This is a genomic window from Kitasatospora sp. GP30 (assembly GCF_029892145.1).
In the GTDB taxonomy this organism is placed as follows: domain Bacteria; phylum Actinomycetota; class Actinomycetes; order Streptomycetales; family Streptomycetaceae; genus Kitasatospora; species Kitasatospora acidiphila.
Genome location: NZ_JARZAH010000035.1, coordinates 38,374 through 65,119 on the forward strand (window position 1 = coordinate 38,374; position 26,746 = coordinate 65,119).

A 26,746-nucleotide genomic window follows, 5' to 3' on the forward strand; every position below is an offset into this window, starting at 1 on the left:
ATTCTGCTTATGATTGGGCATGCTCGACTCCCGGCACATCCGGACCTTCCACGAGGTCGTGAGTAGCGGCTCGTTCACCGCCGCGGCCCGTGCGCTCGGCTACACCCAGCCCGCTGTCACCCAGCAGATCCGCGCGCTGGAGCGGGAGGCCGGGGTGCCGCTGTTCACCCGGGACGGCCGCCGGATGAAGCTGACCGAGGCCGGCCAGACCCTGGCCCGGCACGCCGAGGTGATCCTCGGCAACCTCGGCGCCGCCGCCCAGCAGCTCCAGGCACTGGCCCGGTTGCGGGCCGGCCGGGTCAGAGTCTGCGCCTTTCCCAGCGCCAACGCCACCCTGATCCCCGAGGCGATGGCCCGGCTGATCGCCGACCACCCCGATGTGCGGGTCGAACTCCAGGAGGCCGAGCCGCCGGAGTCGGTCAACCGCCTGCTGGCCGGCGAGTGCGACATCGCCCTCTCCTTCAGCTACCCGGGGATCCGCACCGAACTGCCCCCGGACGTGGTCGAGGTGCCGCTGATGGAGGACCTGCTCACCGTGCTGCTGCCGGTCGGCCATCCGCTGGCCCGCCGGCACGCCGTCCGGCTGGCCGAGCTCGCCCAGGCCCGCTGGGTGGCCGGCTGTCCGCGCTGCCGCGCCAACTTCCTGCACATCTGCGCCGACCAGGGCTTCGAGCCGGACATCGTCTTCACCACCGACGACAACCTGGCGATGCAGAGCCTGGTCGCCGCCGGGGTGGGCCTGGCCGTGGCGCCCTCCCTGGTGCTCTCCTTCCTCTGCCACCGCAAGGTCACCGGCCGGGCCCTGGAGCCCCATGTGCGCCGCCAGGTCAGCGCCTTCGTGCTGCGCGGGCACCTGCCGCTGCCCGCCACCGCGGTGGTGTTGGCGGAACTTCAGAGGGCCGGGGCCAGCCGGGTCGGCTGCTGACGACGCGTCGGTTTCCGAGGATCCATAAGCGCAGTTAGGCAACCGCCAACTTGCGCTCCTTGGACGCGCCACCCTCGCACGACGCACCCTGCTCGGCATGACGACGACCACCACGGAGCACCCTGACAGCGGGCAGCTCACGCCCGAGGCACAGGCCCTGATCGCCGACACCCGGGCCGTGGTGGCCCGAGGCCTGGCCCCCGACCTCACGGCCTACCTGGTCGGCGAGCGGCTGCGCGAGCGACTCGGCCGGCCGGACCTGCTGACCGCCGCCCAGTGCGAGCCCGACCCCGAGCGCTACCGGCAGCACCTGCTGCACACTGAGGAGGACGGCAGCTTCTCGGTGATCGCGCTGGTCTGGCTGCCCGGGCAGCGCACCGGCATACACGACCACGTCTGCTGGGGCGTGGCCGGCGTGCACCAGGGCCAGGAGACCGAGCGCCGCTACCGGCTGGTGCCGGACGGGCCGTGCGCGCAACTGCTGCCCACCGGGGAGCTGGTCGGCGACGTCGGCTCGGTGAGCGCCTTCACCCCGCCCGGCGACATCCACCGGGTCCGCAACGCGGGCAGCGAACTGGCCGTTTCCATCCACATCTACGGCGCCGACGTCCGGCGCCTCGGCAGCAGCGTCCGCCGGATGTACCCGAGTCTGGCGGGCGAACAGGACTGATGAGCTTCACTGGTACCCAGCCGCACCCGGCGACCTCCCTGTCCGGCCTGCGCCGCCGCCCACCAGCCGCGCTGCCCGGGCTGCTGCTGGCCGCTCTCGGCGTGACCGCGGCCATCCTGGTGCACGACGCGGTCCCGGCGGTGCCGATGCTCACCGCCTCGGTGGTGCTCGGCATCGTGGCCGCGCAGCTGCCGGGCAGCCGCCAGCTGGTGCAGGGCGCGGCCAAGGCCGGACTGGGCGTCGCCGCCAAGCGGCTGATGCGGGTCGGAGTGGTGCTGCTGGGCCTCAAGCTGAGCCTGTCCGACGTGGCCGGGCTCGGCTGGGCCACCGTCGCCCTGGTGCTCACCGTGGTCGCAGCCACCTTCGCCGGCACCTGGTGGCTGGGCCGCCGCCTCGGCCTGCCCGGCGACCAGCCGCTGCTGGTCGCCACCGGCTACTCGATCTGCGGCGCCTCGGCGATCGGCGCGGTCAGCCAGGTGACGGGCAGCGAGGAGGAGGACATCGCCGGCTCGGTGGCCCTGGTGACCCTGTGCGGCACGCTGGCGATCGCCGTGCTGCCGCTGCTGCACGCCCCGCTCGGCCTCGACTCGGTCGGCTTCGGCCGCTGGGTCGGCGCGAGCGTGCACGACGTCGGCCAGGTGGTCGCCACCGCGCAGACCGCGGGGCCGACAGCGCTGCGCCAGGCCGTGCTGGTCAAGCTGATGCGGGTGGCGCTGCTGGCCCCGCTGGTGGCCGGCCTGGGCGTGGCGACGCGGCGCGGGTGGCTGGCGAGGCGCACCGAGCTGGGAGCGGGCGAACAGCGGCCGCCGGTGCTGCCGCTGTTCGTGGTCGGCTTCCTGGCGATGATCCTGCTGCGCAGCACCGGGGTGCTGCCGAGCGCGCTGCTCGATGACGCCGACCAGGTGCAGCAGCTGGTGCTGGCGGCCGCGCTGTTCGGCCTGGGCGCGGCGGTGAACCTGGGGACCCTGGTGCGGACCGGCGGGCGGATGGCGGCGCTGGGGCTGGCGTCCTGGGTGATGGTGGCCGGGGTGTCGTACGCGGGGGTGCTGTTGACGGTCGGCTGATTCCGGACGGCGGGCGCGGGCTTCGCAGCGGGTCATGGACCCGGGTGCGGAGCCTGCGCCGTTTGCGCCCTGCCGGCTTCGGGTGTCGGCTGGGCGTGACAGCTTCGCGGGCAGCCTTGTGGCGTCAGCCGAACGGGTCGGCGGCGGTGCGGGTGCCGAACGGGTCGGCGGCGGGGGCGGGGGCACTGGCCTGAGTGGGGACGCTCGCCTGGGCGGGGGTGCTCGTCTGGGGGGCGAAGGGGTCGAAGTCGTCGGGCGGGATCATGACGGGGGTGCCCTTGGTGGCCGGGGCCGGTGTGGTCGCGGCCGGGGTGGCGGCTTCGGTGGGTTGGGGGGCGAAGGGGTCGAAGTCGTCCGGCGGGATCAGCACCGGGGTGCCCTTGCCGGGCGGGGGCGACGCGACCGGGGCCGGTGGCGCGGCGGGGGCGGCACTCTTGGCGGGCGCCGCCGTGCCGCGGGTGACCGTGCCGAACGGGTCGGCGGGCTGGTTGGCCATCACCGTGCCGAACGGGTCGAGCGGCACCGGCTTGGGCTCCGGCTCCGGTTCGGCGGCTACGGGCTCGGCGGGCACGGGCTCCTTCGGCTGCGCAGCGACAGGCTCAGCAGCGACCGGCTCCACCCCGACCGGCTCCACCGGGGCAGTGGCAGGCGGCGTGCTCGGCGGCAGCGTCGGCATGGGTGGCACCACCGGCGCGGGAGGTGCGGGAGGTGCGGGAAGCTGGGTCGGCGGCAGTGCGGCGGCAGGCGGGGTGCCTGCGGCCGCCGCCGCTGCGTCCGGCACCGCCAGCGGCGCGACCGTCGATCCCCCCGTGCCGAGCCGCGCGGCCGCCGCCGCCCGCCCGTCCACGCCGTCCCAGCCGAGCTCGATGCTCCGCAGCACCCGGGCGAAGAGGGCGGCATAGCGCTCCCAGTCCTCGCCGTGCGCCGTGCCCAGCTGGACGGTGAGCAGCGACGCCCCGTCGGGCAGCGGCAGGAAGGCCTGCGCCACCGAGGAGACCAGCCAGCGGCGGGCGCCGTCCGCGGCGAGCGTGGCGGGCACCGCCCCGGTCCGCCCCTGGACCAGCACCACCGCGGGCCCGGACGGCAGGATCACCGTCCACACCTCGGCCTGCGGCCGGGCGGTGGCGAGTTCGGCGGCCAGCTCGGCGATCGGCGTGACGTTCGGCTGCAGCGAGACCACCAGCGAGGCGTTGCTGGGCCGGCCGTCGATCTCCACGGCGGCCACCCCGGCGTACCGCACCCCGGCGGCGGCGCTGTCGTCGGCCAGCACGGCGTTGAGCACCGCCCAGTCCCGCCACGCCGACGGGCCGTCAGTGGCGAACAACTCCTCGGCCACCTCGGCGAGTTGCTCGGCCAGCGCTGCGTCGTCGCCGCGCACGCTCAGCGCATGGAAGGCCAGCGGCACCAGCAGCCGCACCTCCACCCCGGTGCCGGCGGCCAGCTCGGTGGGGGCCAAGGTGTGCTGCCCGGAGGCGAGTTCGGCGAGCGGGGCGGCGAACGGCGGCCGCAGCCGGGCGGCCGACGGCTCGGCGCTGACCGGCAGTTGGAACGCGGCGGCCGACAGGCTGCCCGCTTCACCGCGCACCGGCCCGGCGCCGTAGTGGCCGAGCAGCAGCGCGACGGTGCCGCTCGCGCCGGCGGTGGCCGGTGCGGTGGCGCAGGAGACCACCGTGCCGACGCCGGGCAGTGCCAGCCGGCCGGGCCCGCGCAGCGTGAGCCAGGTGTCGAAGAGCGCCCCGCGCGCAGTGCCGGCCTCCAGCGCGGCGGCCTGCTGCCGGACCGCGCCGGCGCCGAGCAGCGCATCCGTGAAGGAGTCCAGGGTGGCGGAGATGAGTTCGGCGGGTGTGCCGGCGGCGATCGCCGCCGCTCCCGTCGCCCCTACCGTGTCAGCCGTCGCCGTCCCGCCTCCGTAGGCGTCCTGCGTCATGGTCCGCAGCCCCCGATCGTGCTCGCCGTAGTACTCCAAGCTGTTGTATCAGACGGCTCGGGGCGTCATTCGGCCTCGCCGCCGGAGCCGGCCGCCAGCGCGCCCAGGGTCTCGGCCAGGCCCGGCACCCGGAGCAGGCCGGCCAGGTCGCGGAGCAGGGCGGCGGTCGGGGTGTCCGGGCGTTCGGCGGCGAGGTAGCCGGCCAGCGCCGGGCCCAGCGCCGGCTCGCGGGCGGCGGTCACCACCAGGCCGGCCACGAAGTCCTGCACCAGCCGTTCGCCGACCAGTTCGCGTGGTTCGCCCTGCTTGTCGGCGAGCCACTCCAGGGCGGTGATCTCGGCCCGGGCGATCCAGGCGCGCACGGTCAGCCTCAGGTGCGGGCTGGGGTCGGGCAGCGCCAGGTGCCGCAGGATCTGGTCGTGCGCGGCCTGCCGGACGTCGTCGATCACGGCGTTGGTGCCGGGGCTGGCCGCCACCGAGCCGCCGCGCAGCAGCGCCGCGAAGCCGGGGCCGTGCGAGGCGACGAAGTCCAGGTAACGCGCCATCACCCGGGCCAGCCGCTCGGAGAGCGGGCCGGTCGGCGCCTCTTCGAAGCGCCCGGCCAGCTCCTGCCCGGCCCGGCGCAGCGATTCCTCGTAGATCGCCTGCTTGCCGGGGAAGTAGTGGTAGACCAGCGGCCGGGAGGCGCCCGCGGCGGCGGCGATGTCGTCGATCGACACCTCCTCCGGCGGCCGGGTGCTGAACAGCTCCAGGGCGACGGCGATCAGCTGCTCGCGCCGCTCGTCCACGGTGAGCCGGCGCCGCGGCTGCGGTTTCGGTGTCTGCGCGGCGGCTGCGGCGGGCGTACGAGAAGCCATGCGCGCCAGCCTATCCGGCCGGTCGGAAGCTGACGAAAGTGTGACGTGGTGCCCCCGGCCCTGTTCGGACGCCCGCCGCGGTGGCGACAATCGATGCCGTGAACGACAACCCTGAGTCCCGCGGCACGCCGGTGGGCCGCCGGCTGATGCTCGGCGTGATCGCGCTGGGCGCCGCCGGGGTGGCCGCCGGGCCGGCGCTCTCCAACTCGCTGGACTCGCTGCTCTCCGGCCTCTCGCGGCAGGACCCGACCGGCCTGACCGGCCTGCTGCCCAACGCGGGCGGCTTCCGCTACTTCTCGGTGACCGGCCCGGTGAAGCCGGTCGCGGCGGCCGACTACCGGCTGACCGTCGGCGGCCTGGTCGACCGCCCGGCCAGCTACGGCCTGGCCGACCTGCAGGCGCTGCCGCAGCACCGGATCGTGCACGACGTGCAGTGCGTGACCGGCTGGCGGGTGTCGGCGACCCCGTTCGAGGGGGTGCGGCTGGCCGACCTGCTGGACGCCGCCGGGGTGCGCTCGGGCGCCACCGCGGTGCACTTCAGCTGCTTCGACGGCAGCTACACGGAGAGTCTCACGCTGGACCAGGCCCGCCGGGACGACGTGCTGGTCGCGCTGAAGATGCAGGACCAGCCGGTCAGCCATGACCACGGCGGCCCGGTGCGGCTCTATGTGGCGCCGATGTACTTCTACAAGTCGGCGAAGTGGCTGAGCGGGATCACCGTCACGCCCACCGTGCAGCGGGGCTACTGGGAGCAGAACGGCTATGACGTCGATGCCTGGGTCGGGAAGTCGAACGGGCGGGACGATGCGCCCACCAGCTGACGCCACCCGGCTGGCCCGGTTCACCCGGGCCGAGCGCTGGGTGCACCGCTGCACCTCGGCGCTGATGCTGCTCTGCATCGCCACCGCCGCCTGCCTCTACCTGCCGCAGCTGGCCGTCCTGGTGGGCCGCCGCCGACTGGTGACGACCGTGCACGAGTGGGCGGGCCTGCTGCTGCCGGTGCCGCTGCTGCTCGGCCTGGCCTCCCGGGCGCTGCGCCGCGATCTGGGCCGGCTCAACCGGTTCGCGCCGTACGACCGGGAGTGGCTGAGGGCGGTGCTCTGGCGCAGCTACCACCGGCCGGCCGGCAAGTTCAACGCCGGGCAGAAGCTCTACGCGGGTTGGATCGCCGGCGCGGTGGTGGTGATGCTCGGCACCGGGCTGCTGATGTGGTTCACCGGCCTGGCGCCGCTGGCCTGGCGCACCGGCGCGACCTTCGTGCACGACTGGCTGGCGCTGGCGGTCGGCGTGGTGGTGCTGGGCCACCTCTGGATGGCGTTGCAGGATCCGGAGGCCCGGCGCGGGATGCGCACCGGCAGCGTGGACCGGCGGTGGGCCACCCGCGAGCACCCGCGCTGGGAGCCGGCCGACGACGAACTGCCGGCTGACGGAGAACAGCAGGCCGACGACGAACTGCCGGCCGACGAGGAACCGTCGGCTGACGGAGAGCAGCCGCCCGGCGACGGTCGGCCTGCCGGTGACGGTCAGCCGAGCTCGCCGCGCAGTTCCCGGTAGCGGTGCCAGGCCACCAGCCCGTCCGGGACGAACCGCCACTCGCCGGCGGCCAGCCGTTCGGCGATCTCCTCATCGGTCAGCCAGACGTGCCAGTCGATCTCGCTCTGCTGCGGGGCCACCGACCCGGTCCAGGTCGCGGTGTAGACATCACAGAACCAGCCGAAGCCGTCCTCCTCGAAGAGGAACTTGAAGGCCGGCTCGACGGTGATCCCGGTCACGCCGAGCTCCTCCTCGGCCTCCCGGACGGCCGCGTCGGCGTAGCTCTCGCCCGCCCCGACCACCCCGCCGACGAAGACGTCGTACGTCCCGGGCGCGTAGAGCTTCCACGGGGCCCGGCGGTGCGTGAACACCCGCCCCTCGGCGTCGCGGACCAGCACCGTGGCGCAGCGGTGGGTGAGCCGGCGCCGGTAGACCTCGCCGCGGGTCACCGTGTCGATCACCCGGTCCTGCGCGTCCACTACGTCCACTAGTTCTTCAGTCGGGTCGCTCATGGCCCTCAGACTAGAGTGCGATGGCGAACGACAGTGGCTGGATGCGGAAGAGGCGGCACGCGGTGGTGGAGATCTGGGGCGAGACGGCCGAAGGGTACGAGGCGGTCCGGGACGCGTTCGCCCGCAACTTCCGCGACTTCGGCGAGCTGGGGGCCGCGTTCGCGCTCTATGTGCGCGGCCGCAAGGTGGTCGACCTGTGGGCCGGTGACGCCCGGCCCGAGGTGGGCGGCCGGCCGGCGCCCGCGATCGGCTGGACCGCCGACACCGCGCAGGTGCTGCGCTCGGTCACCAAGGGCCTCACCGCGGGAGCGGCCCTGCTGCTGGCCCAGCGCGGCCTGCTGGACCTGGACGCCCCGGTGGCGAGCTACTGGCCGGAGTTCAAGGCGGCCGGCAAGGAGCGGATACCGGTGCGCTGGCTGCTCTCGCACCGGGCCGGGCTGCCCGCCCTGGACCGCCCGCTGCGGGTCGAGGAGGTGCTCGCCCGGGAGCCGGCGGTGGCGGCGGTGGCTGCCCAGGAGCCGTTCTGGGAGCCGGGCACGGCGCACGGCTACCACCCGTACACCTACGGCTGGTTGGTCGGCGAGGTGGTCCGCCGGGTGAGCGGGCGCAGCGTCGGCCGGTACTTCGCCGAGGAGATCGCCCGGCCGCTCGGCCTCGACCTTTGGATCGGCCTGCCGGCCGGCGCGGGCGCCCGGGTCGGCCGCCTCGTCGACCTGCCGGCGCCGCAGGCCGCCAACGGGTCGCCGAGCCTGCGGCTGCGGCCCAAGCGCACGGTGGTCGAGGCCTACCAGGACCCGGCCTCGCTGACCGCCCGTGCCTTCGGCGTGGTGGGCCCGCAGCTGGACCTCAACGACCCGGCCGCGCAGGCTGCCGAGATCCCCGGCGCCAACGGCATCGGCACCGCCCGCTCGGTGGCCCGCTACTACGCGGCCCTGATCGGCGCCGGCGACGGCCGCGCCGCCACCGCGCTGTTCACGCCCGGGACGCTGGCCGAGGCGATGGGCCCGGCCTCGGACGGCCCGGATCGGGTGCTGATCGTCAACTCCCGCTTCGGCCACGGTTTCTTCCGGCACGGCCCGACCTCCCCGATGACCTCGCCGGCGGCCTTCGGGCACCCGGGGCGCGGTGGCGCGCTGGGCTTCGCCGATCCCGAGCTGGGGCTCGGCTTCGGCTACGTGACCTGCGGGATGCAGCCGGGGGTGACCGGCGACATCCGCTCGCGCAGCCTGATCGCGGCGGTGCGGCAGTGCGTGAACTGACGGCCCGTCGACAATGGGTGACGCACCGTCACTTGACCTACCGGGGCCGCCCAGCGGTCTGCTCCGACCGGTAGCGGACGGTGCGGCCCTCCCAGTCGAGGTATCCGCTCACCAGGGCCACCATGCCGTCGGCATAGCGCCGGGCGGTCTCCTCCTGCGCCGGGTCGAGCTCCAGGGAGCGGTAGGTGTACGGAAGTTCGTCCAGCAGCTGGGCCATCCGGTCCGCCTTCAGCTGCACCTCGGCGAGGGCCAGTGCGCTGGCCTCGTCCAGCGTGCAGCCGCGTTCCCGCTGCACCACCATGACCAGGTTGTTGACGTCCCCGCGCGGCACCTCCTGCTGGTAGGAGTGCACGTCATTGCTCAGCGGGGCGATGTCGGCGGCCAGTTGGCGCAGCTCGCGCAGTGCCGGGCTGTGGAAGGCGGTGGGGCAGACCTCGAACCGGCCGGCCCGCTCCACCGTGTCGAGCACCGTCTCCATCGCCGAGGTGCCGCGGCGCAGGAACAGGAAGGGCGTCCGGTCGGGTGCCGCACCGGCCAGCCGGCTGGCCGCCTCGGCGGGGTGGCTGGCGAGGTAGCCCTCCCAGCTGTAGGCCGCCCTGGCCAGCCAACGCGGTGACATGCCCTGGCTGATCCGCCGCCAGATGGACTCGAACCCGCGCACGCACGGCGAGTCGGCGGGAGCGGGGGCACCGTGCAGCACCGCGATCAGCTGGTCGCAGAGCTCGGCGCTCTCGGCCGGGTGCCGGCCCAGCGGCCCGTCGAACTCGTCGTCGAAGATGAAGTAGAAGCCCATCAGGTCGGTGGCGAGGGCCAAGTCCTCGGCGGCGCAGTCCGGGTAGGTGAGGGCGGTCAGATCGGCCACGTCCCACCGGGCGTAGGAGGCGGGGCTCATCCGGCTGCCGAGCATCCGGAACTCCTCCATCCAGCGCCGGTGGTGGGTCTCGGCACCAGCCCGGTGGGGGTTGCGGCGATGGGGGTAGTGCATGTCGAGGATCATCGCATCGGACATCGGACTCCCGGGGGCGTGAAAGGAGGATCGGCAGGGGACGGCACCGCAGAGGTTGCCCGTCGTGCTCGGAAGGGCCGCTGCACCCACGGGCAGCGGAGGCTATCCCATAGCACCATCAGATGACTCTGATGTCGGAGCAATTGCCCAGGGCATCCCGATTTGAATCATCATCAGATGGCGGACCTGCGCAAAGCGCCCGCCAACCGGCCCGGGCGACGATAATCTCAAGGCCAGATCACGCAGTGCGGCGGTGGAGGGGACCGAGGGTGACCGAACACGGGAGTGCGGACGCGCGGCACGAGCCGGCAGAGCTGGAGCAACCCCGCCTCTACGAGCGGGAGAGTGCGCTCCAGGACGCCCAGCAGGCGCTCGACCGGCTCCGGGTGCAGTACGCGGCCGGCGGTGTCGAGCTCGGTTCGCTGCTGCTCTACAGCGGCAAGGCCGGCATGGGCAAGACCACCATGCTGCAGCAGATCCGGGCGCTGGCCGGCGCCCAGGGCATCACGGTGCTGAGCGGACGCGCCGGTGAGCAGCGCATCAAGGAGCCGTTCCACCTGCTGCGTCAGCTTTTACTGGGCGAGCTGGCCGGGCTGCCCGCCGAGGAACTCGACGAAGTGCTGGGCGAATGGCACGCGGTGGCCGGCCCCGCGCTGGGCCTGGTGCCGCCCACCGGCGAGGACCTCGACCCGCAGAGCGTGCAGCAGGGCCTGGACGTGGTGATGACCCAACTGGCCCGGGTCCGCGCGCCGCTGGTGATGCTGGTGGACGACCTGCAGTGGGCCGACCAGGAGTCGCTGGTCTGGCTGGAGTCGCTGGCGGTGCGCTGCCCCGAACTGCCGCTGCTGCTGGCGATCGCCTGGCGCACCGGCGAACTGCCGGACCGGGTGCGGGGGTTCAGGTCCCTGGTGGCCGGCAACTCGCACCGGCACCTGGAGTTCCAGGGTCTCACCCCGCCGGCCGTCGGCAAGTTGGTCCGGGAGATCTTCCAGGACGCCGAGGACTCGTTCATCCGCCAGGTCTGGGCGGTCACCGACGGCAACCCGTTCCTGGTCAACGCGCTGCTGGCGAAGGTGCGCGAGAGCGGCATCGAGCCGGTGCAGGAGAACATGCCGCTGCTCCACGACCTGGCCGCCGAGGCCCAGGGCATGGACGGCGACTACTGGATGGGCAAACTGAGCATCGAGGCGCTCAAGTTCGCCCAGGCCGCCGCGATGCTGGACACCGAGATCCTGCCCCGGGTGGCGACCAGGATCGCCGCGCTCAGCCCTGCCACGGCGGCCTCCGCGATCGCCGAGCTGCGCCGCCACCAGGTGCTCACCGGCCCGGCCGACGGTCCGCTGGAGTTCGTCCACCCGCTGCTGGCCACCTCGCTCTACCAGTCGATCCGCCCGGCCATCCGCACCGCGATGCACGGCAAGGCCGCGGTGGAGCTGGAGAACGCCGGCCGCCCGCTGGTCGAGTCCTCCCGCCATCTGCTGGAGACCTACCCGGACGACGAGCGGGAGGTGGTGGTCAAGCTGCGCCGGGCGGCCCGCGAGCACCTGGCGGTCGGCGCCCCGGACGCGGCGGTGCGCTGCCTGGAACGCGCCCTGGCCGAACCGCCGGAGGACGAGATCCGGGCCCGGGTGATCTACGAGCTGGCCTGCGCCACCCTGCTCACCGACCCGGTCGCCACCGCCAACCAGCTGAAGCTGGCCCTGGACACCGTTCCCGGGCTGCCCGCCGACCTGCGGGTGGACGCCGTCTTCCGGCTCTCCGAGGTGCTGGCCCACAGCGGCCGGCTCGGCGAGGCAACCGATCTGACCCTGGCCGAGGCGCAGCGCACCGATCCCGGCCCGGGCCGGACCAGGCTGGCGGTCGCGCACTTCATGTGGGCCGCCTTCCAGCGCGACGAGGCCGACGGTCCGGGCCGCTCCTCCCGGCTGGCCGACCTCGCCTCCGGGATGCCCGGCGACGACGTCAACGCCCGTGCCGCCCGCGCGCTGCGCGCCTGGGACCTGACGTTGCGGGGCAGCAGCGTCACCCGGGTGCAGGCGCTGCTCGACTCGGCGCTCGACCAGGGCCGGCTGCCCGCGGAGCTGGGCTGGACCACCAACCCCTGGGGCCTGGAACTGCCCGGCATCATCGCGCTGACCCACATCTACACCGACCGCCTGGACCGCGCCGAGCAGCTGATCGACGACGCCATCTGGGCCTTCGGCGTGGCCGGTTGGGAGGGAGCCCATCTGGGGATCGCCGTCTTCCTGATGGGCCTGGCCAAGTTCCGCCGCGGCGCGCTCGCGGAGGCCGAGGTGGAGCTGCGCAACGCGCTGCGGATCGCCCGCCGGGTCGGCCCCGATCTGCCGCTGCAGTGGGACGCGGTCGGCGTGCTGGCCGACACCCTGCTGGCCCGCGGCCGGGTCGAGGAGGCCCGGAAGCTGGCGGCCGACTACTCGTTCGCCCCGCCCTACCACCCGGACGCGATCGTGCTGCCGGACGCGGCCACGCTGTACGGCAAGCTGCTGCTGGCCCAGCGGGACCGGGAGGGGGCGGCCGGGGTGCTGCGCGGGGTCGGCGAGCAACTCACGGCGCGCGGTTGGCACAACACCATCTGGGCGCCGTGGGCCGGTCACCTGGCCCAGGCGCTGTACCCGGAGCGGCCCGAGGAGGCGAGGGAGCTGGCCGAGTGGCATGTGCAGCGGGCGCGGATCTTCGGTGTCGCCTCGGCGGTCGGCAGCGCGCTGCGGATGAACGCCGCCGTGGTCGAGGGCCAGCGGGCGGTGGAGCTGCTGGCCGAGGCGGTCGCGGTGCTCGGCACCTCCCCGGCCGCCTATGAGCACGCCTGCGCGCTGGTCGACTTCGGGGCCGCGCTGCGCCGTGCCGGGCGGCTGGCGGAGGCTACCGAGCAGCTGCACCAGGGCATGGAGCTGGCGGTGCTGTGCAACGCCGACGGGCTGGTGCACCGGGCCCGGCGCGAGCTCAACGCCGCCGGGCTGCGCCCCAACCTGCCCCGCAGCACGGGGCGGGACGCGCTCAGCCGGAACGAGTGGCGGGTCGCCGAGCTGATCGTGGACGGGCTGACGCCCTCCCAGATCGCCGAGCGGCTGGACGTCCCGGTGAGCCTGATCAACCGTCGGATCGCGGCCGTGCACCGCAAGACCGGCAGTGACGTGGAGGGGCTGGCGGCCGCCCTGGGGCTGGCCATCGAGCGTCCGGATTCCGACTGAGGCTTCAAGAGCGGCCCTAGGCTGAGCCCGAACCATCCAGGCATTCCAGGAGGAGCAAGCCATGTCGGTACAGGTCAGCCAGGCCGTGCTGGACCACGGCGGGGCCGGTGCGGCGATCGAGCGCTGGACGCTGAGCAGCGGTCAGATCGAGGTCTCGGTACTGTCGTTGGGCGCCACCCTGCACACCGTGCGGGTGCCGGACCGCACCGGCGCCCTCGCCCAGGTGCTGCTGTGCAGCGAGCGGCTGCAGGAGATCCTGGGCCCGGCCCGGCACTACGGCGCCACCGTCGGCCGGTACGCCAACCGGATCGCCGACAGCCGGATCACCCTGGACGGCGAGGAGCACAAGCTGCTGCCCACCGGCCACGGGGTCACCCTGCACGGCGGCCCGGAGGGTTTCGCGGACCGGCTGTGGACCGGCGAGCCTGTGACGGAGGGCGAGCGGGCCGGGGTGCGGCTGCGTCTGCACAGCCCGGACGGCGACCAGGGGTTCCCCGGTGCGCTGGACGTCGAGGTCAGCTACCTGCTCGACCCGAGTGGTGAACTCGCCATCGAGTACCGGGCGGTGACGACGCGTCCGACCGTGATCAATCTCACTAATCATGCCTATGTCAACCTGGCCGGCGAGGGTCGAGGCGACGTCCTGGACCACCTGCTGACCCTGGAAGCGGACCACTTCACCCCGACCGACGAGCGGCAGATCCCCACCGGCGAGTACCAGTCGGTGGCCGGCACCCCGTTCGACTTCCGCACCGCTCGGCCGATCGGCGAGCAACTCTACGAGGAGCATCCGCAGCTGGCGATCGCGGGCGGCTACGACCATAACTGGGTGCTTCGTTCGCCATCGAAGGATAGCCGTCCGGTAAGGGCCGCGCTGCTCGAAGACCCGTTCACCGGACGGCGGTTGGAGGTGCTCACCACCGAGCCGGGGATCCAGGTCTACACCGCCAACAGCTTCGCCGGCGCGGTGACCGGCCCGAGCCGCACGGCCTACGGCCCGTACGCCGGCGTGGCGCTGGAGACCCAGCACCACCCCGACTCGCCGCACCACCCCGACTTCCCCAGCACCGAGCTCCGACCGGGGGAGGAGTTCCGCTCGGTGACCCTGCTCAGGTTCTCCTGCTGACGGGGGCCGTTTGTTGTTGGGACACGCGGTATGACTAGTATCACTCCGTCAAAGTTCTTATCACAGACGGCCTGTAGCCCAACGGCGAGCCGTTCAGTCTCTAGGAGAACGCCCTGCGCGCGCGTAGAGCCTCCCGTGCCCGACGCCCTCGGCTGAGCCTACGCACAGCCCTGCTCGTCCTGGCCATCATCCCCAGCCTGGCGGTCGCCGCACTCTGGGCGGTGACATCACTTCAGACGCTGTCGGACTATCAGCGACAGGCAGCAGAAGAGGAGTTGGCGAGTAAGACCAGTCAGCCGACCGCCCAGGTGATGTTCAACCTGCAGGGGGAGCGCCGGCTCACGACTGACCAACTGGCCAAGCCCGGCAGCTCGTCCGATGCGCTGGCCGCCCAGCGGCGGCTGACCGACGACGCGATCCGGGGCTTCCAGACCCGAACCGGGTCGGCCAGCACGGACAACGTTCCGGCCGAGCTGCGCACCGCGCTGCAGGCCGCCCGGTCCTCGCTGAGCGACCTCGGGCAGCGCCGAGCGGCGATCGACGCCGGGGGCGCCGACGCGCAGGCGGTGTTCGACTACTACACCAACGCGATCACCTCCGACCTGGAGCTGTTCACCGCGCTCAGCCACATGGACGACGGCGACGTCTCCTACCAGACCCGAGCGCTGGGCAGCGAGTTCTGGGCCGTCGAGATGATGTCCCGTGAGGACGCCCTGCTGGCCCGCGGCTGGTCCACCGGCCAGCTGCCGCAGGACGCCTACTCCTCTGTCCAGTTGGAGATCGGCGCCCAGAGCTACATCTTCCACGAGGAGATCGCTCCCCGACTGCCCGTCAAGGAGGCCGCGGCCGCCCAGAAGCTGATCACCAGCCCCGGCTGGCTGGCCAAGGCCGCCGTCGAGCAGGTTCTGCAGCGCCCCGCCGCCGCCGACCGCAACGGCATGGTGGTTCTGCCGGCGCAGGGCGACCAGTGGCGCGCCGCGATGGACGCGGTGCAGCCGCAGGTCTACGCCCTGGCGAACACCCGCAGCACCGCCGTGCGCGCCCTCGGTCAGCAGGACGTCGACAGCCTGCTCACCAAGGTGACCACCACCAGCCTCATCGGCCTGGCCGCCGTGGTCATCGTGGTCATCACCGGCTGGCGGCTGACCCGCTCGCTGCGCCGCCGGATCGTCGACCTGCAGCAGCAGGCGGGCGAGCTGGAGCGCACCCTGCCCGAGATGGTCGACCGGCTCGCCCGTGGCGAGCAGGTCGACCTGGAGGCGACCGCCCGGCAGATCGGCGGCGAGCCCCGGACGACCGGCGGCGACGAGCTCGACAAGCTCGGCCAGGCCCTGACCCTGGCCAGCAACAGCGCGGTCGGCGCCGCCGTCCGGCAGGCCGACCAGCACCGCGGCTTCGAGAAGCTGCTGCAGCGCATCGCGCGCCGCACCCAGCTGCTGATCGGCCTCCAGCTGAAGACGCTCAACGAGATGGAGCGCCGCCACGAGGACCCGGAGGTGCTGGAAGGCCTCTTCGACCTCGACCACCTGACGGCCCGTCTGCGCCGCTACGAGGAGAACCTGGTCATCCTCGGCGGCGGTCAGCCGCAGCGCCGCTGGCGCAAGCCGGTCCCGCTGCTGGACGTGCTGCGCTCCGCCCAGGGTGAGGTGCAGGACTACCGACGGATCATGATCGACGTCGAGGGCAACCCGTGGCTGTCGGAGCGCGCGGTCGGCCCGGTGGTCCACGTGCTCGCCGAGCTGATGGAGAACGCCGCCACCTTCTCCAAGCCCCCGTCCCCGGTCGAGGTGCGTGCCGCCCTGGTCGGCCGCGGCCTGGCGGTCGAGGTCGAGGACCGCGGCCTGGGCATGGAGGCCGGGCAGTACGACGCGGCCAACTCGCTGATGCGCAGCGCCCCGCGCATGGACGTGCTGGCCCAGGCCGACGACGTGCGACTCGGCCTCTACGTGGTCGCCCGGCTCGCCGCCACCGCCGGCCTGTCGGTGGAGTTCCGCCCCTCGGCCTTCGGTGGCACCCGCGCCGTGGTGCTGATCCCGGGTGAGCTGGTCGCCCAGAACCCCAACGCGCCCTACGGCTACCCGACCGCGGTGCCGGACCTCCCGCCGGAGCCGCTGCCCGTCCGCTCCGCCGGTGGCGAGTACACCGAGGAGGTCTACAACGAGTTCGAGGCCGACTACAGCTCGACCGACTACCAGTCACCCGACGAGCAGCAGCCGCTCGACCACTGGACCGAGCCCTTGGAACCCGTGCCCGCACCGCGCCCCTCCTGGGGCCACGCCGGTCCCGACCACGAGCGGACCGCGCCTGCCGACCCCCCGCTGCCCCAGCGGTCCCGCGGGGCGAGCCTGGCAGCCGAACTGCGCACCGTGCCGACGAACGCCACCCCCGAGGAGGCGGCGCCGACCCGGAACCGGTCGGGTGCCACCATCGGAGCGTTCCAGCGCCGCTCGCGCGCGGCCCGCTTCGGTGAACCGACCGGCGAAGTCACGCCGTTCCCCAACCCGACGGCATACTCCAACCCGACGACCGAGGACCAGTCATGACGCGCACCACCGCCACCCATCAGGATCTGGACTGGCTGCTGGACGGGCTTGTCGACTCGGTGATCGGAACCAGACACGCGGTGCTGCTGTCCGACGACGGCTTGGTGGTCAGCAAGTCCCGCGGTATCGACCGGGCCGACGCCGAGCGGCTGGCCGCGGTGGCCACCGGGCAGCAGAGCCTGGCCCGCGGTGTCGGCACGCTGTTCGGCGGCGGTTCCGTGCACCAGGTGATCGTGGAGCTCGCCGAGCTGTGGCTGTTCATCACCGCGGCCGGCCAGGGCACCCACCTCGCGGTGATCGCCTCCCAGGAGGTGGACGCCGAAATGATGTCGCTGGCCATGCACACGCTGGTCCAGCAGGTAGGCCAGAAGCTCGGGACACAGCTGCGGGGGGCAGTCGGATGAACGCGCACTGGAGCGAGGACGACTTCGAGTACGGTGACGACGGCGCGGACTCGATGGTCCGCCCGTACACCATCACGCGGGGTCGGACCATGCCCGAGCGCGACGACCTCACCCTGATCACCGTGCTCAGCACGGTGGTGTCCGCCATCGTGCCGGGCCGGCGGCTGCAGCCCGAGCACCGGCTGATCCTGGACCGCTGCCGCTACCCCGCGGCAGTGGCCGAGGTGGCGGCCGACCTCAACCTGCCGGTCTCGGTCACCAAGATCCTCTTAGGTGACCTGATCGCTCAAGGCCTGCTGACGGCGCGTCCCCCGTTGGCGGTCGCCAAGGTCAGCGGTGGCGTGGACCTCGCCCTGCTGACCGCCGTACGTGACGGACTGCGGAGACTGTGATGACGAACGATCAGGCGGCCCCGGCCGCCGTCAAGATCCTGATCGCGGGCGGCTTCGGGGTGGGCAAGACCACCCTGGTCGGCTCGGTCAGTGAGGTGACCCCGCTGCGCACCGAGGAGTACCTCACCAAGGCCAGCGTCGGCGTCGACTCGCTGGATGGGGTGGGCGGCAAGGACACCACCACCGTGGCGCTGGACTTCGGCCGCATCACGATCAGCCCCGAACTGGTGGTCTACCTGTTCGGTACCCCGGGCCAGGAGCGCTTCTGGTTCATGTGGAACGACCTCGTCCAGGGTGTGCTGGGCGGTGTGGTGATCGCCGACACCCGTCGGCTGGAGAGCAGCTTCGCCTCCATCGACTTCTACGAGAGTCGCGAGATCCCGTTCGTGGTGGCGATCAACTGCTTCGACGGCCTCAACACCCGTTCGGAGATCGAGATCCGCACCGCGCTGGACCTGGACCCGCACGTGCCGGTGCTGATCGGCGACGTGCGCACCCGGGCGTTCGCCCGTGATGTGCTGCTCGCCCTGGTCGACCACCTGATGGCGCCGGCGCTGGTCTGAGCCGCGCCACGCCGAACGGCTGCCCCGGCACCCCTTGCTTTGAGGGGTGCCGGGGCAGCCGTCGTTCCGGTCGGGGCAGCCGTCTGCTCGTCCGGCCTGACGGAGGGTCAGTGGTGCTGCCAGGCCACCGAGAAGTCGCTCCCGGAGCTCAGCGGCGAGGTGGCGGCCTTGGTCGCGCCACCCTGGGCGGCCATGGCGATCTGGGCGGGCGAGAAGGTGCCGATGGCCTGGCCGTTGGCCGTGGCACTGCCGAACTGGACGGTGCCGAAGTCGGTCAGCGGCAGCACACCGGTGCCCGACGAGGGCGCCTCGGCGATCACCTCGGCGGAGGCCAGCCGGGCGCCGCGCAGCGTCTTGCGCACGGTGTGGCTCCAGTTCCGGGTCTGGTCGCTGAGGACCAGGGTGAACTGGCCGCCGGCGCCGGCCGTCACCGAGGCGGAGAGGTGGTCGCCGGGTGCCACCGGGTCGCTGAAGTCGACCGGGTAGGCGGGGTACATCTCGTACCAGGCGGCGTAGCGCGGGGAGCCGCCCGAGCAGTCCGCCATGGTCCCGGTCTGCTCCACCGTGCTGCTGCCGTCGCCGTCCAGGCCGGCCCAGAAGCTGGACCAGGTGTCGGTGGCGTCGCAGTTCGCCGCGGGCTGCACCCAGTCGGCGTGGACACTGGTGAACCGGTGCCCGGTGGCCGCGTATCCGGCCCAGTTGGCGCTGGTGGCGTTCAGCGGATCGCCGTGCGGGTCGGTGGGCCCGGAGTCACTGAGGATCATCGGCGCGTCGAGCGCCGGCGACTGCGCGAGCACCGGGGCGGCGTAGCCGAGCAGGGCGGTCAGGGCGGCGGAGAACACCAGGGTGCGGCGGATGGCGGGCATGGCACGGCTCCAGAGGGTTGGTTGACGATGCCCGGACAACGGTAGGTCAGCGAACCATCGTCGCTGATCTGACAGGTATGCAAATCCGCCTGATTTCACCCGATTGGTAGCGTCGCCTGACACGCGGTCGGCCCGCCCGCCGAAATCAGCGGGACGGGCCGACGGCGTGTGGGTCAGCCGCGCACGGTGCCGGTGACCTCGCCGAAGCCGATCCGGACGCCGTCCGCGCCCGGGGCGGTGGCGCTGATGGTGACCGTGTCGCCGTCCTGCAGGAAGGTCCGGGTGGAGCCGTCGGCGAGGGTGAGCGGGTCGCGGCCGTTCCAGCTCAGCTCGATCAGCGAGCCGCGCTGGTCGGGGGCGGCGCCGGAGATGGTGCCGGAGCCGTAGAGGTCACCGGTGCGCAGCGAGGCGCCGTTCACCGTGGTGTGCGCCAGCATCTGGGCCGGCGACCAGTACATCCCGGCGTACGGCGGCCGGGAGACCACGCTGCCGTTGAGCTCCACCACCAGGTCGATGTCCAGCCCCCAGGGCTCCTTCTCGACCAGGTAGGGCAGCGGCTGCGGATCCTGCGCCGGGGTGGTGGTCCGGGCCGCCTGCAGGGCGGCCAGCGGCACCACCCAGGGCGAGATCGAGGTGGCGAACGACTTGCCCAGGAACGGGCCGAGCGGCACGTACTCCCAGGACTGGATGTCGCGCGCGCTCCAGTCGTTGAGCAGCACCGCGCCGAACACGTGGTCGGCGAAGTCCGCCACGTCGACCGCGTCGCCGAGCGCCGAGCCGGCGCCGACCACGAAGCCGAGCTCGGCCTCGATGTCCAGGCGCGCCGAGGGGCCGAAGACCGGCGCCGGGTCCTGCGGGCCCTTGCGCTGGCCGTTCGGGCGCCGGATCTCGGTGCCGGACACCACCACGGTGCCCGCCCGGCCGTGGTAACCGACCGGCAGGTGCTTCCAGTTGGGCAGCAGCGCCGCGGCGTCCGGGCGGAACATCCGGCCCAGGTTGGTGGCGTGCTCCTCGGAGGCGTAGAAGTCGACGTAGTCGGCGACCTCGATCGGCAGCCGCAGCCGCACCTCGTCGATCCGGTAGAGGTTGGCCTCGACCAGCCGCCGCTCCTCCTCACCGGTGAGCAGCCCGGTGACCCGCTCGCGCACATAGGCCCACTCGCCGGGCCCGCGGCGCATGAACCGGTTGAGCGAACCGGTGGCCAGGTCGGCGCCCAGCGGGGTGCCGGCCCAGATCGCGGCGAGGTCGAGCACGTGCTCGCCGATCGCCACCCCGACCCTGGGGGTCTCGGCTCCCGGCGGGGTGAAGACGCCGTACGGCAGGTTCTGCACCGGGAAGGGGGAACCCTCGGGGACCGGGATCCAGCTCTGCTTGCTCACTTGCTCACACCGTCCTGCGGGCCGCGCCCGCTCCAGCTCCACGCGTACACGCCGTCATCGCTCGCCCGCCCGGCCTCGGCGACCTCCAGCGGGCGGAAGGTGTCCACCATCACCGCCAGCTCGTCGAAGAACTCGGCGCCGATCGACCGCTCGTAGGCACCCGGCTGCGGGCCGTGGGTGTGGCCGCCCGGGTGCAGCGAGACCGAGCCCTGGCCGATGCCCGAGCCCTTGCGCGCCTCGTAGTCCCCGCCGCAGTAGAACATCACCTCGTCGCTGTCCACGTTGGAGTGGTAGTACGGCACGGGGATCGACAGCGGGTGGTAGTCCACCTTGCGCGGCACGAAGTTGCAGATCACGAAGTTGTTGCCCTCGAAGACCTGGTGGGCCGGCGGCGGCTGGTGGATCCGGCCGGTGATCGGCTCGAAGTTCGCGATGTTGAAGGCGTACGGGTAGAGGCAGCCGTCCCAGCCGACCACGTCGAAGGGGTGGCTGGGCATCGTGAAGACGGTGCCCGCGATGCCGCCCGGGCCGTTGCCGCGGTGCTTCACATAGACGTCCACATCCCCCTGCTCGTCGACCAGCAGCGGCGCCGAGGGCCCGCGCAGGTCGCGCTCGCAGTACGGCGCGTGCTCCAGCAGCTGGCCGTACTTGGAGAGGTAGCGCCGGGCGGGGGTGATGTGGCTGTTGGCCTCGATCGCGTAGAGCCGCAGCGGCTGGTCGCCGCCGGGCAGCCAGCGGTGCGTGGTGGCCCGGGGGATGATCACGTAGTCGCCCTGGCCCACGGTGAGGCTGCCGAAGACGGTCTCCACCACCGCCTCGCCGGACTCCACGTAGACGCACTCGTCGCCTATGGCGTTGCGGTAGAGCGGGGACTCCTGCCCGCAGGCCACGTAGGCGATCCGGACATCGGCGTTGGCGAGCACCACCCGGCGGCCGCGCACCGCGTCGGTCTGCCGCCACTGCTCACCGGGGAACAGGTCGTGCAGCTTGAAGTGGTAGGGCTTCAGCGGGTGGTTGGCCTCCGCCTTGGCCTCCGGCAGCGCCCACACCCGGCTGTCCACCAGGGCGGACGGGATGGCGCGGTGGTAGAGCAGCGAGGAGTCGGAGAAGAAGCCCTCCTCGCCCATCAGCTCCTCGTAGTAGAGGCCGCCGGCCTCGTTGCGATGCTGGGTGTGCCTCTTCGGCGGCACCGTGCCGACGGTGCGGTAGTACGCCATGCTTCGCCTCCTGAGCGACTGTCGCCCTGGACTGCACCGGCCAGGGCGGGCCCGCGCGTGGGGTGGCGTGGACCACTGCCATCCCATGGCCAGCGGCCCGACGGTGTCAAGGACCCCCGGCCAGGCATCTGCCCTCGTCAAGACGCGTGACGGCAACCCTTGGGACACGCGGATGTAACGATCACCGGCTTCTTGCAGAAAATTGCTGCAAGAGCTTTCAGATCACCTTTCGGCGCTGTTACGTTCCTGCCCAAGCCCGATGGCGGCACCTGTGCGGTCGGCGTCGCGGGGCCAGTATCGTCCCCCTCTTCTCGAATCGGGCACCCACCCCCCACCGTTTCACCTAGGAGCTCTCATGCGGCGTGGCATCGCGGCCTCCGCTCTCGTTGCGGCCCTGGCCGTCACCCTCGCAGCCTGCGGCAGCAGCGGTTCGAGCGGCGGCTCGGCTCCGGCCGCCGGCGCGTCGGTCGACCCGAGCACGGTCAGCGGCAGCGTCACCTACTGGGACACCTCCGACGCCAAGGCCGAGGCCCCGACCTACCAGGCCGTGATCGCGGACTTCGAGAAGAAGTACCCGAACATCAAGGTCAACTACGTCAACGTGCCGTTCGGCGACGCCCAGAACAAGGTGAAGAACGCCTTCTCCACCGGCTCCGGCGCGCCCGACGTGATCCGCTCCGAGATCGCCTGGACCCCCGAGCTCGCGGCCGACCACTACCTGCTGCCGCTGGACGGCACCTCGGCCCTGGTCAACGCCGACGACTTCCTGCCCAACCCGGTCGCCGCCACCAAGTACGACGGCAAGACCTACGCCGTGCCTCAGGTCACCGACACCATGGCGCTCTTCTACAACAAGAAGATGTTCGCCGCCGCGGGCATCGCCACCCCGCCCAAGAGCATCGACGAGCTGAAGGCCGACAGCGCGCAGATCAAGCAGAAGCTCGGCAAGACCGGCTTCTACCTGCGCGGTGACGACCCCTACTGGAGCCTCTCCTTCCTCTACGGCGAGGGCGGCGACCTGGTGGACGCCAACTCCAAGACCGTCACCGTCGACAACGCGGCCGGCGTCAAGGCGTTCAGCACCATCAAGGACCTGGTCGACTCCGGCGCCGCCAAGACCTCGGTCACCGACGGCTGGGCCAACATGATGTCGGACTTCCAGTCCGGCAACGTCGCGATGATGATCAACGGCCCCTGGTCGCTGGCCACCATCAACAGCGGCGGCGGCGAGTTCACCGACAAGTCCAACCTCGGCATCGCCGTGGTCCCGGCCGGCAGCGTGACCCAGGCGGCCCCGCAGGGCGGCCAGTCCTACGCGATCTACGCGGGCAGCAAGGCCACCGCCGCCTCCGAGGTGTTCGTCCAGTACATGGCCTCGCCCGAGGCGCAGACCAAGATCTTCCAGGGCACCGGCGCGCTGCCGACCCGCAAGTCGGTCTGGGCCGAGCCGGCGATCGCCGACACCGACGAGGCGAAGTTCTTCAAGGACGCCATCGACAAGGCCCACCAGCGCCCGTGGATCCCCGAGGGCGGCACCCTGTTCGACCCGCTGAAGACCGAGTACACCGCGATGCTGTCCGGCAAGGAGAGCCCGCAGACCGCGGTCAAGAACACGGGCGACGCGTACCGCAAGAACCTCGGCTGGAAGTAAGGACAAGTCAGGGCATGGCTGCCGTGGACACCACCACAGGCCGGCCCGCTGCGCCGGCCGCGGGCGGGGACACCCCCGCCCGCGGCCCGCGGCGCGCCGCCGGTCCCCATCGTCACCCGGCCGGGCGACTGCGCCTGGCACTGAGCAAGCACTGGTACGCCTGGACGCTGGTGGCCCCGGTCGTCATCGTCATCGCGGTGATCGTCGGCTACCCGCTGGTGCAGGGGATCTACCTCTCCACCACCAACGCCAACGACCAGAACACCGAGAAGCAGATCGGGCAGTTCCTGCACATCCCGGCCACCTACAAGAGCGTCGGGCTCGGCAACTACACCGACATCCTCTTCGGTGCGAACACCACCTTCTGGGCGCGGCTGGGTTGGACCGTCAGCTGGACGGTCGCCTGCGTGGGCATCTCGTTCCTGATCGGCCTGGCACTGGCGATCATGCTGAACCGCCAGGTCCGGTTCCGGGCGCTGTACCGCACGCTGCTCATCCTGCCCTGGGCGGTGCCGGCCTTCGTGTCCACGTTCAGCTGGCGGTTCATCATGAACCACGACCGCGGCTTCCTGAACCACGCCCTGCAGGCGCTGGGGCTGCCGGCGGTCGACTGGCTCAACGACCCGAGCATCGCTCAGATCTCGGTGATCATCGTCAACATCTGGCTGAGCTTCCCGTTCGTCATGGTCGCCGTGCTCGGCGGTCTGCAGTCGATCCCCGCCGAGCTCTACGAGGCGGCCGAGATGGACGGCGCCACCGGCTGGCAGAAGTTCTGGTACATCACGCTGCCGGCCCTGCGTCCCGTCAGCAGTACCGTGATCCTGCTCAGCACGATCTGGACCTTCAACATGTTCCCGGTGATCTTCCTGCTCACCAACGGCGGGCCGGGCGACAGCACCCAGCTGCTGGTCACCTACGCCTACAACAAGGCCTTCACCGGCATGCGGCAGTTCGGTGAGTCGTCCGCCTGGGGCGTGATCATCCTGTTGATCCTCGTGGTGTTCGCCGTGTTCTACCGGCGCTCGCTGCGCAAGCAAGGCGAGGTGTGGTGACCGTGGCCAAGAACAACGCGGCACAGGGCAGGAAGCGCTCCCTGGGAGCCTCCGCCGCCCTGCACGCCGGCCTGATCGCGGCCTCGGTGATCTCGGCCTTCCCGGTGCTGTGGATCTTCCTCACCTCGCTCAAGCCGGCCGGGCACGAGACCAGTTCGAAGTTCGTCGACCACCCCAGCTTCGCGGCCTACGGCGACCTGCTCAGCCACACCGAGTTCCTCACCTGGTTCGGCAACTCGGTGCTGGTCGCCGGCTGCACCACGGTGGTCGGCTGCTTCCTCGCCGCCACCACCGGCTACGCGGTCAGCCGGTTCCGGTTCCCCGGCATGCGGCCGGTGATGTGGACCCTGCTGATCACCCAGATGTTCCCGGTGGCGATCCTGATCGTGCCGCTCTACCAGCTGCTGGCCAAGCTGCAGTTGCTGAACCAGCCGACCGGTCTGATCCTCACCTACCTGACGATCGCGGTGCCGTTCAGCGCCTGGACCATGAAGGGCTACTTCGACACGATCCCCACCGAGATCGACGAAGCCGGCCGGATCGACGGCCTCAACCCCTTCGGCACCTTCTGGCGGCTGATCCTGCCGCTGGCCCGCCCGGGCCTGGCGGTCACCGCCTTCTACAGCTTCATCACCGCCTGGGGCGAAGTCGCCTACGCCACCCAGTTCATGACCGGGACGGACAAGATGACCCTCTCGGCCGGCATGCAGACGTTCGTCAACCAGTACAGCGAGAACTGGTCGATGATGTCCACGGCCTCGGTCCTGATCGCGATCCCCGCGGCCATCGTCTTCCTCCTGGTCCAGCGTCACCTGGTGGCGGGTCAGACCGCCGGCTCCGTCAAGTAGCCACTTCCCAGCACCTCTACGTCCCCAAGGGATCTGCTCTCCATGACCCAGGCTTCCACGACCCGAAGCGCGGCCGACACCTCCCGGCCCGTCCTCGCCACCGCCGGCACCCCGGCAGCCGGTGAGCCCAGAGGCTGGTGGCGGGACGCGGTCATCTACCAGGTGTATCCGCGCAGTTTCGCCGACGCCAACGGCGACGGCATGGGCGACCTGCCCGGCATCCGCAGCCGTCTGCCGCACCTGCGCGACCTCGGAGTGGACGCGGTCTGGCTCTCCCCGTTCTACGCCTCGCCGCAGGCCGACGCCGGCTACGACGTCGCCGACTACCGCGCGGTGGACCCGATGTTCGGCACCCTGCTGGACGCGGACGCGCTGATCCGCGACGCCCACGCGCTGGGCCTGCGGATCATCGTGGACCTGGTCCCCAACCACTCCTCCGACCAGCACGAGTGGTTCCAGCGCGCGCTGCGCGAGGGCCCCGGCTCCCCGCTGCGGGACCGCTACCACTTCCGCCCCGGCCGCGGCACCGACGGCGAACTGCCGCCCAACGACTGGGAGTCCATATTCGGCGGCCCGGCCTGGACCCGCACCGAGAACCCGGACGGCACCCCGGGGGAGTGGTACCTGCACCTGTTCGCCCCCGAGCAGCCCGACTTCAACTGGGACAGCCCCGCGGTCGCCGACGAGTTCCGCTCGATCCTGCGGTTCTGGCTGGACATGGGCGTCGACGGCTTCCGGGTCGACGTCGCGCACGGCCTGGTCAAGGCCCCCGGCCTGCCCGACCTCGGCACCCACGACCAGCTGAAGCTGCTCGGCAACGACGTGATGCCGTTCTTCGACCAGGACGGCGTGCACGAGATCTACCGCGCCTGGCGGAAGATCCTCGACGAGTACCCGGGCGAGCGGATCCTGGTCGCCGAGGCCTGGACCCCCACCGTCGAGCGCACCGCCAACTACGTGCGCCCCGACGAGATGCACCAGGCCTTCAACTTCCAGTACCTGTCGACCTACTGGGACGCGGCCGGGCTGCGCGAGGTGATCGACGCCTCGCTGGACGCGATGCGCCCGGTCGGCGCGCCCACCACCTGGGTGCTCTCCAACCACGACGTCACCCGGCACGCCACCCGGTTCGGCAACCCGCCCGGCGGCACCCAGCTGCGCACCCCCGGCGACCGCGAACTGGGCCTGCGCCGAGCCCGGGCCGCCACCCTGCTGATGCTGGCGCTGCCCGGCTCCGCCTACCTGTACCAGGGTGAGGAACTCGGCCTGCCGGACGTCACCGACCTGCCCGACGAGGTCCGCCAGGACCCGTCCTTCTTCCGCGCCAGCGGCCAGGACGGGTTCCGCGACGGCTGCCGGGTGCCGATCCCGTGGTCCGGCGACGCGGCGCCCTACGGCTTCGGGCCGGTGGCCCAGGGCCCGAGCTGGCTGCCGCAGCCCGCCGAGTGGGCCGCGTTGAGCGTCGAGGCGCAGACCGGCGACCCGAACTCCACCCTGGAGCTCTACCGCAGCGCGCTGGCGATCCGCCGGCAGCGGCCGGAGCTGGGCGCGGGCGACCGGGTCCAGTGGCTGGATGCCCCCGCCGGGGTGCTGATGTTCCGTCGGGGCGACTTCGTCTGCACTGTCAACACCACAGGCCAGCCAGTGGAGTTGATGGTCCCGGGGACGCTGCTGCTGAGCTCCGTCGAGGACCGGCAGCCGGGTGTGCTGCCCGCGGACAGCACCAGCTGGTGGGCGGTGTGA

The 26,746-nt window shown here is 72.2% G+C and carries 23 protein-coding genes; 16 read left to right on the forward strand and 7 right to left on the reverse strand.

Annotated elements, in window-relative coordinates:
- Nucleotides 1–19 precede the first annotated feature (19 nt).
- From P3T35_RS32045 to P3T35_RS32055, 3 genes are all read left to right on the forward strand, one after another.
- Nucleotides 20–925 (forward strand): LysR family transcriptional regulator, encoded by a 906-nt coding sequence (locus P3T35_RS32045; protein ID WP_101379198.1) that lies wholly within the window; start codon nucleotides 20–22, stop codon nucleotides 923–925.
- Between the two features lie 97 nt (nucleotides 926–1,022).
- The gene (locus P3T35_RS32050) at nucleotides 1,023–1,595 is read left to right on the forward strand and encodes a cysteine dioxygenase family protein (RefSeq protein WP_101379197.1); all 573 of its coding nucleotides are present in this window, start codon (nucleotides 1,023–1,025) and stop codon (nucleotides 1,593–1,595) included.
- A complete protein-coding gene (locus tag P3T35_RS32055) occupies nucleotides 1,595–2,659 on the forward strand; it encodes a putative sulfate exporter family transporter (protein WP_101379196.1) in 1,065 nt (354 codons plus the stop codon). The genes P3T35_RS32050 and P3T35_RS32055 overlap by 1 nt, the downstream gene beginning before the upstream one ends.
- Nucleotides 2,660–2,783: 124 nt before the next feature.
- Here P3T35_RS32055 and P3T35_RS32060 read toward each other — a convergent pair whose 3' ends face one another.
- Nucleotides 2,784–4,625 (reverse strand): hypothetical protein, encoded by a 1,842-nt coding sequence (locus P3T35_RS32060; RefSeq protein ID WP_280708786.1) that lies wholly within the window; start codon nucleotides 4,623–4,625, stop codon nucleotides 2,784–2,786.
- Nucleotides 4,626–4,651: 26 nt separating this feature from the next.
- Nucleotides 4,652–5,443, reverse strand: coding sequence for a TetR/AcrR family transcriptional regulator (locus tag P3T35_RS32065; protein ID WP_101379194.1), 792 nt, complete (start codon nucleotides 5,441–5,443; stop codon nucleotides 4,652–4,654).
- Nucleotides 5,444–5,589: 146 nt separating this feature from the next.
- Here P3T35_RS32065 and P3T35_RS32070 point away from each other — a divergent pair, with 146 nt between their 5' ends.
- Together P3T35_RS32070 and P3T35_RS32075 are read left to right on the forward strand one after the other, a co-directional pair.
- Nucleotides 5,590–6,264: a molybdopterin-dependent oxidoreductase gene (locus tag P3T35_RS32070; RefSeq protein WP_101384855.1), complete on the forward strand. Its 675-nt coding sequence runs from the start codon at nucleotides 5,590–5,592 to the stop codon at nucleotides 6,262–6,264.
- Nucleotides 6,248–6,997, forward strand: coding sequence for a cytochrome b/b6 domain-containing protein (locus tag P3T35_RS32075; RefSeq protein ID WP_280708788.1), 750 nt, complete (start codon nucleotides 6,248–6,250; stop codon nucleotides 6,995–6,997). Before P3T35_RS32070 ends, P3T35_RS32075 begins: the two co-directional genes overlap by 17 nt.
- On the opposite strand, the gene P3T35_RS32080 is transcribed toward P3T35_RS32075, so the two are convergent.
- Nucleotides 6,967–7,488 carry an NUDIX domain-containing protein gene (locus tag P3T35_RS32080; RefSeq protein WP_101379192.1) on the reverse strand — a complete coding sequence of 174 codons (522 nt, stop codon included), beginning with the start codon at nucleotides 7,486–7,488 and terminating at the stop codon, nucleotides 6,967–6,969. The genes P3T35_RS32075 and P3T35_RS32080 overlap by 31 nt on opposite strands.
- A 20-nt stretch (nucleotides 7,489–7,508) precedes the next feature.
- On the opposite strand from P3T35_RS32080, the gene P3T35_RS32085 reads away from it, so the two are divergent.
- Nucleotides 7,509–8,747 (forward strand): serine hydrolase domain-containing protein, encoded by a 1,239-nt coding sequence (locus P3T35_RS32085; protein ID WP_280708790.1) that lies wholly within the window; start codon nucleotides 7,509–7,511, stop codon nucleotides 8,745–8,747.
- Between the two features lie 37 nt (nucleotides 8,748–8,784).
- On the opposite strand, the gene P3T35_RS32090 is transcribed toward P3T35_RS32085, so the two are convergent.
- Nucleotides 8,785–9,756 (reverse strand): hypothetical protein, encoded by a 972-nt coding sequence (locus P3T35_RS32090; RefSeq protein ID WP_101379190.1) that lies wholly within the window; start codon nucleotides 9,754–9,756, stop codon nucleotides 8,785–8,787.
- A gap of 266 nt (nucleotides 9,757–10,022) precedes the next feature.
- Here P3T35_RS32090 and P3T35_RS32095 point away from each other — a divergent pair, with 266 nt between their 5' ends.
- The 6 genes from P3T35_RS32095 to P3T35_RS32120 all read left to right on the forward strand — a co-directional run bounded on the left by P3T35_RS32095 (nucleotide 10,023) and on the right by P3T35_RS32120 (nucleotide 17,990).
- Nucleotides 10,023–12,962 carry an AAA family ATPase gene (locus P3T35_RS32095; protein WP_180356340.1) on the forward strand — a complete coding sequence of 980 codons (2,940 nt, stop codon included), beginning with the start codon at nucleotides 10,023–10,025 and terminating at the stop codon, nucleotides 12,960–12,962.
- Between the two features lie 61 nt (nucleotides 12,963–13,023).
- Nucleotides 13,024–14,088, forward strand: a complete 1,065-nt coding sequence (locus tag P3T35_RS32100) for an aldose epimerase family protein (RefSeq protein ID WP_101379188.1) — start codon at nucleotides 13,024–13,026, stop codon at nucleotides 14,086–14,088.
- 221 nt (nucleotides 14,089–14,309) lie between these two features.
- On the forward strand, nucleotides 14,310–16,631 hold the full coding sequence (locus P3T35_RS32105) for a nitrate- and nitrite sensing domain-containing protein (protein WP_218976636.1): 2,322 nt from the start codon (nucleotides 14,310–14,312) through the stop codon (nucleotides 16,629–16,631).
- Nucleotides 16,628–17,035 (forward strand): roadblock/LC7 domain-containing protein, encoded by a 408-nt coding sequence (locus P3T35_RS32110; RefSeq protein ID WP_101379187.1) that lies wholly within the window; start codon nucleotides 16,628–16,630, stop codon nucleotides 17,033–17,035. The genes P3T35_RS32105 and P3T35_RS32110 overlap by 4 nt, the downstream gene beginning before the upstream one ends.
- Nucleotides 17,032–17,427: a DUF742 domain-containing protein gene (locus tag P3T35_RS32115; protein WP_101379186.1), complete on the forward strand. Its 396-nt coding sequence runs from the start codon at nucleotides 17,032–17,034 to the stop codon at nucleotides 17,425–17,427. The genes P3T35_RS32110 and P3T35_RS32115 overlap by 4 nt, the downstream gene beginning before the upstream one ends.
- On the forward strand, nucleotides 17,427–17,990 hold the full coding sequence (locus tag P3T35_RS32120; RefSeq protein ID WP_101379185.1) for an ATP/GTP-binding protein: 564 nt from the start codon (nucleotides 17,427–17,429) through the stop codon (nucleotides 17,988–17,990). Before P3T35_RS32115 ends, P3T35_RS32120 begins: the two co-directional genes overlap by 1 nt.
- Nucleotides 17,991–18,097: 107 nt before the next feature.
- Here P3T35_RS32120 and P3T35_RS32125 read toward each other — a convergent pair whose 3' ends face one another.
- The 3 genes from P3T35_RS32125 to P3T35_RS32135 form a co-directional block, all read right to left on the reverse strand.
- The gene (locus P3T35_RS32125) at nucleotides 18,098–18,856 is read right to left on the reverse strand and encodes a G1 family glutamic endopeptidase (RefSeq protein ID WP_101379184.1); all 759 of its coding nucleotides are present in this window, start codon (nucleotides 18,854–18,856) and stop codon (nucleotides 18,098–18,100) included.
- A gap of 173 nt (nucleotides 18,857–19,029) precedes the next feature.
- Complete coding sequence (fahA, locus tag P3T35_RS32130) at nucleotides 19,030–20,235, reverse strand: fumarylacetoacetase (protein ID WP_101379183.1); 1,206 nt, start codon at nucleotides 20,233–20,235, stop codon at nucleotides 19,030–19,032.
- Complete coding sequence (locus tag P3T35_RS32135; protein ID WP_101379182.1) at nucleotides 20,232–21,452, reverse strand: cupin domain-containing protein; 1,221 nt, start codon at nucleotides 21,450–21,452, stop codon at nucleotides 20,232–20,234. The genes fahA and P3T35_RS32135 overlap by 4 nt, the downstream gene beginning before the upstream one ends.
- A 355-nt stretch (nucleotides 21,453–21,807) precedes the next feature.
- Here P3T35_RS32135 and P3T35_RS32140 point away from each other — a divergent pair, with 355 nt between their 5' ends.
- Genes P3T35_RS32140 through P3T35_RS32155 form a run of 4 tightly spaced genes read left to right on the forward strand, consistent with a single transcriptional unit; the run spans nucleotide 21,808 to nucleotide 26,746 of the window.
- A complete protein-coding gene (locus P3T35_RS32140) occupies nucleotides 21,808–23,103 on the forward strand; it encodes an extracellular solute-binding protein (protein ID WP_101379181.1) in 1,296 nt (431 codons plus the stop codon).
- Between the two features lie 14 nt (nucleotides 23,104–23,117).
- Nucleotides 23,118–24,155: a sugar ABC transporter permease gene (locus tag P3T35_RS32145; RefSeq protein ID WP_101379180.1), complete on the forward strand. Its 1,038-nt coding sequence runs from the start codon at nucleotides 23,118–23,120 to the stop codon at nucleotides 24,153–24,155.
- The gene (locus P3T35_RS32150) at nucleotides 24,152–25,003 is read left to right on the forward strand and encodes a carbohydrate ABC transporter permease (protein ID WP_101384853.1); all 852 of its coding nucleotides are present in this window, start codon (nucleotides 24,152–24,154) and stop codon (nucleotides 25,001–25,003) included. Before P3T35_RS32145 ends, P3T35_RS32150 begins: the two co-directional genes overlap by 4 nt.
- Before the next feature lie 42 nt (nucleotides 25,004–25,045).
- Nucleotides 25,046–26,746, forward strand: a complete 1,701-nt coding sequence (locus P3T35_RS32155; protein WP_101379179.1) for a glycoside hydrolase family 13 protein — start codon at nucleotides 25,046–25,048, stop codon at nucleotides 26,744–26,746.

Bases quoted from the DNA above. Each gene is read 5' to 3' on its own strand.
- P3T35_RS32045 (WP_101379198.1), top strand. From the start codon at position 20: ATGCTCGACTCCCGGCACATCCGGACCTTCCACGAGGTCGTGAGTAGC.
- P3T35_RS32050 (WP_101379197.1), top strand. From the start codon at position 1,023: ATGACGACGACCACCACGGAGCACCCTGACAGCGGGCAGCTCACGCCC.
- P3T35_RS32055 (WP_101379196.1), top strand. From the start codon at position 1,595: ATGAGCTTCACTGGTACCCAGCCGCACCCGGCGACCTCCCTGTCCGGC.
- P3T35_RS32065 (WP_101379194.1), bottom strand. From the start codon at position 5,443: ATGGCTTCTCGTACGCCCGCCGCAGCCGCCGCGCAGACACCGAAACCG.
- P3T35_RS32070 (WP_101384855.1), top strand. From the start codon at position 5,590: ATGCTCGGCGTGATCGCGCTGGGCGCCGCCGGGGTGGCCGCCGGGCCG.
- P3T35_RS32075 (WP_280708788.1), top strand. From the start codon at position 6,248: ATGCGCCCACCAGCTGACGCCACCCGGCTGGCCCGGTTCACCCGGGCC.
- P3T35_RS32080 (WP_101379192.1), bottom strand. From the start codon at position 7,488: ATGAGCGACCCGACTGAAGAACTAGTGGACGTAGTGGACGCGCAGGAC.
- P3T35_RS32085 (WP_280708790.1), top strand. From the start codon at position 7,509: ATGGCGAACGACAGTGGCTGGATGCGGAAGAGGCGGCACGCGGTGGTG.
- P3T35_RS32090 (WP_101379190.1), bottom strand. From the start codon at position 9,756: ATGTCCGATGCGATGATCCTCGACATGCACTACCCCCATCGCCGCAAC.
- P3T35_RS32100 (WP_101379188.1), top strand. From the start codon at position 13,024: ATGTCGGTACAGGTCAGCCAGGCCGTGCTGGACCACGGCGGGGCCGGT.
- P3T35_RS32110 (WP_101379187.1), top strand. From the start codon at position 16,628: ATGACGCGCACCACCGCCACCCATCAGGATCTGGACTGGCTGCTGGAC.
- P3T35_RS32115 (WP_101379186.1), top strand. From the start codon at position 17,032: ATGAACGCGCACTGGAGCGAGGACGACTTCGAGTACGGTGACGACGGC.
- P3T35_RS32120 (WP_101379185.1), top strand. From the start codon at position 17,427: ATGACGAACGATCAGGCGGCCCCGGCCGCCGTCAAGATCCTGATCGCG.
- P3T35_RS32125 (WP_101379184.1), bottom strand. From the start codon at position 18,856: ATGCCCGCCATCCGCCGCACCCTGGTGTTCTCCGCCGCCCTGACCGCC.
- P3T35_RS32135 (WP_101379182.1), bottom strand. From the start codon at position 21,452: ATGGCGTACTACCGCACCGTCGGCACGGTGCCGCCGAAGAGGCACACC.
- P3T35_RS32140 (WP_101379181.1), top strand. From the start codon at position 21,808: ATGCGGCGTGGCATCGCGGCCTCCGCTCTCGTTGCGGCCCTGGCCGTC.
- P3T35_RS32145 (WP_101379180.1), top strand. From the start codon at position 23,118: ATGGCTGCCGTGGACACCACCACAGGCCGGCCCGCTGCGCCGGCCGCG.
- P3T35_RS32155 (WP_101379179.1), top strand. From the start codon at position 25,046: ATGACCCAGGCTTCCACGACCCGAAGCGCGGCCGACACCTCCCGGCCC.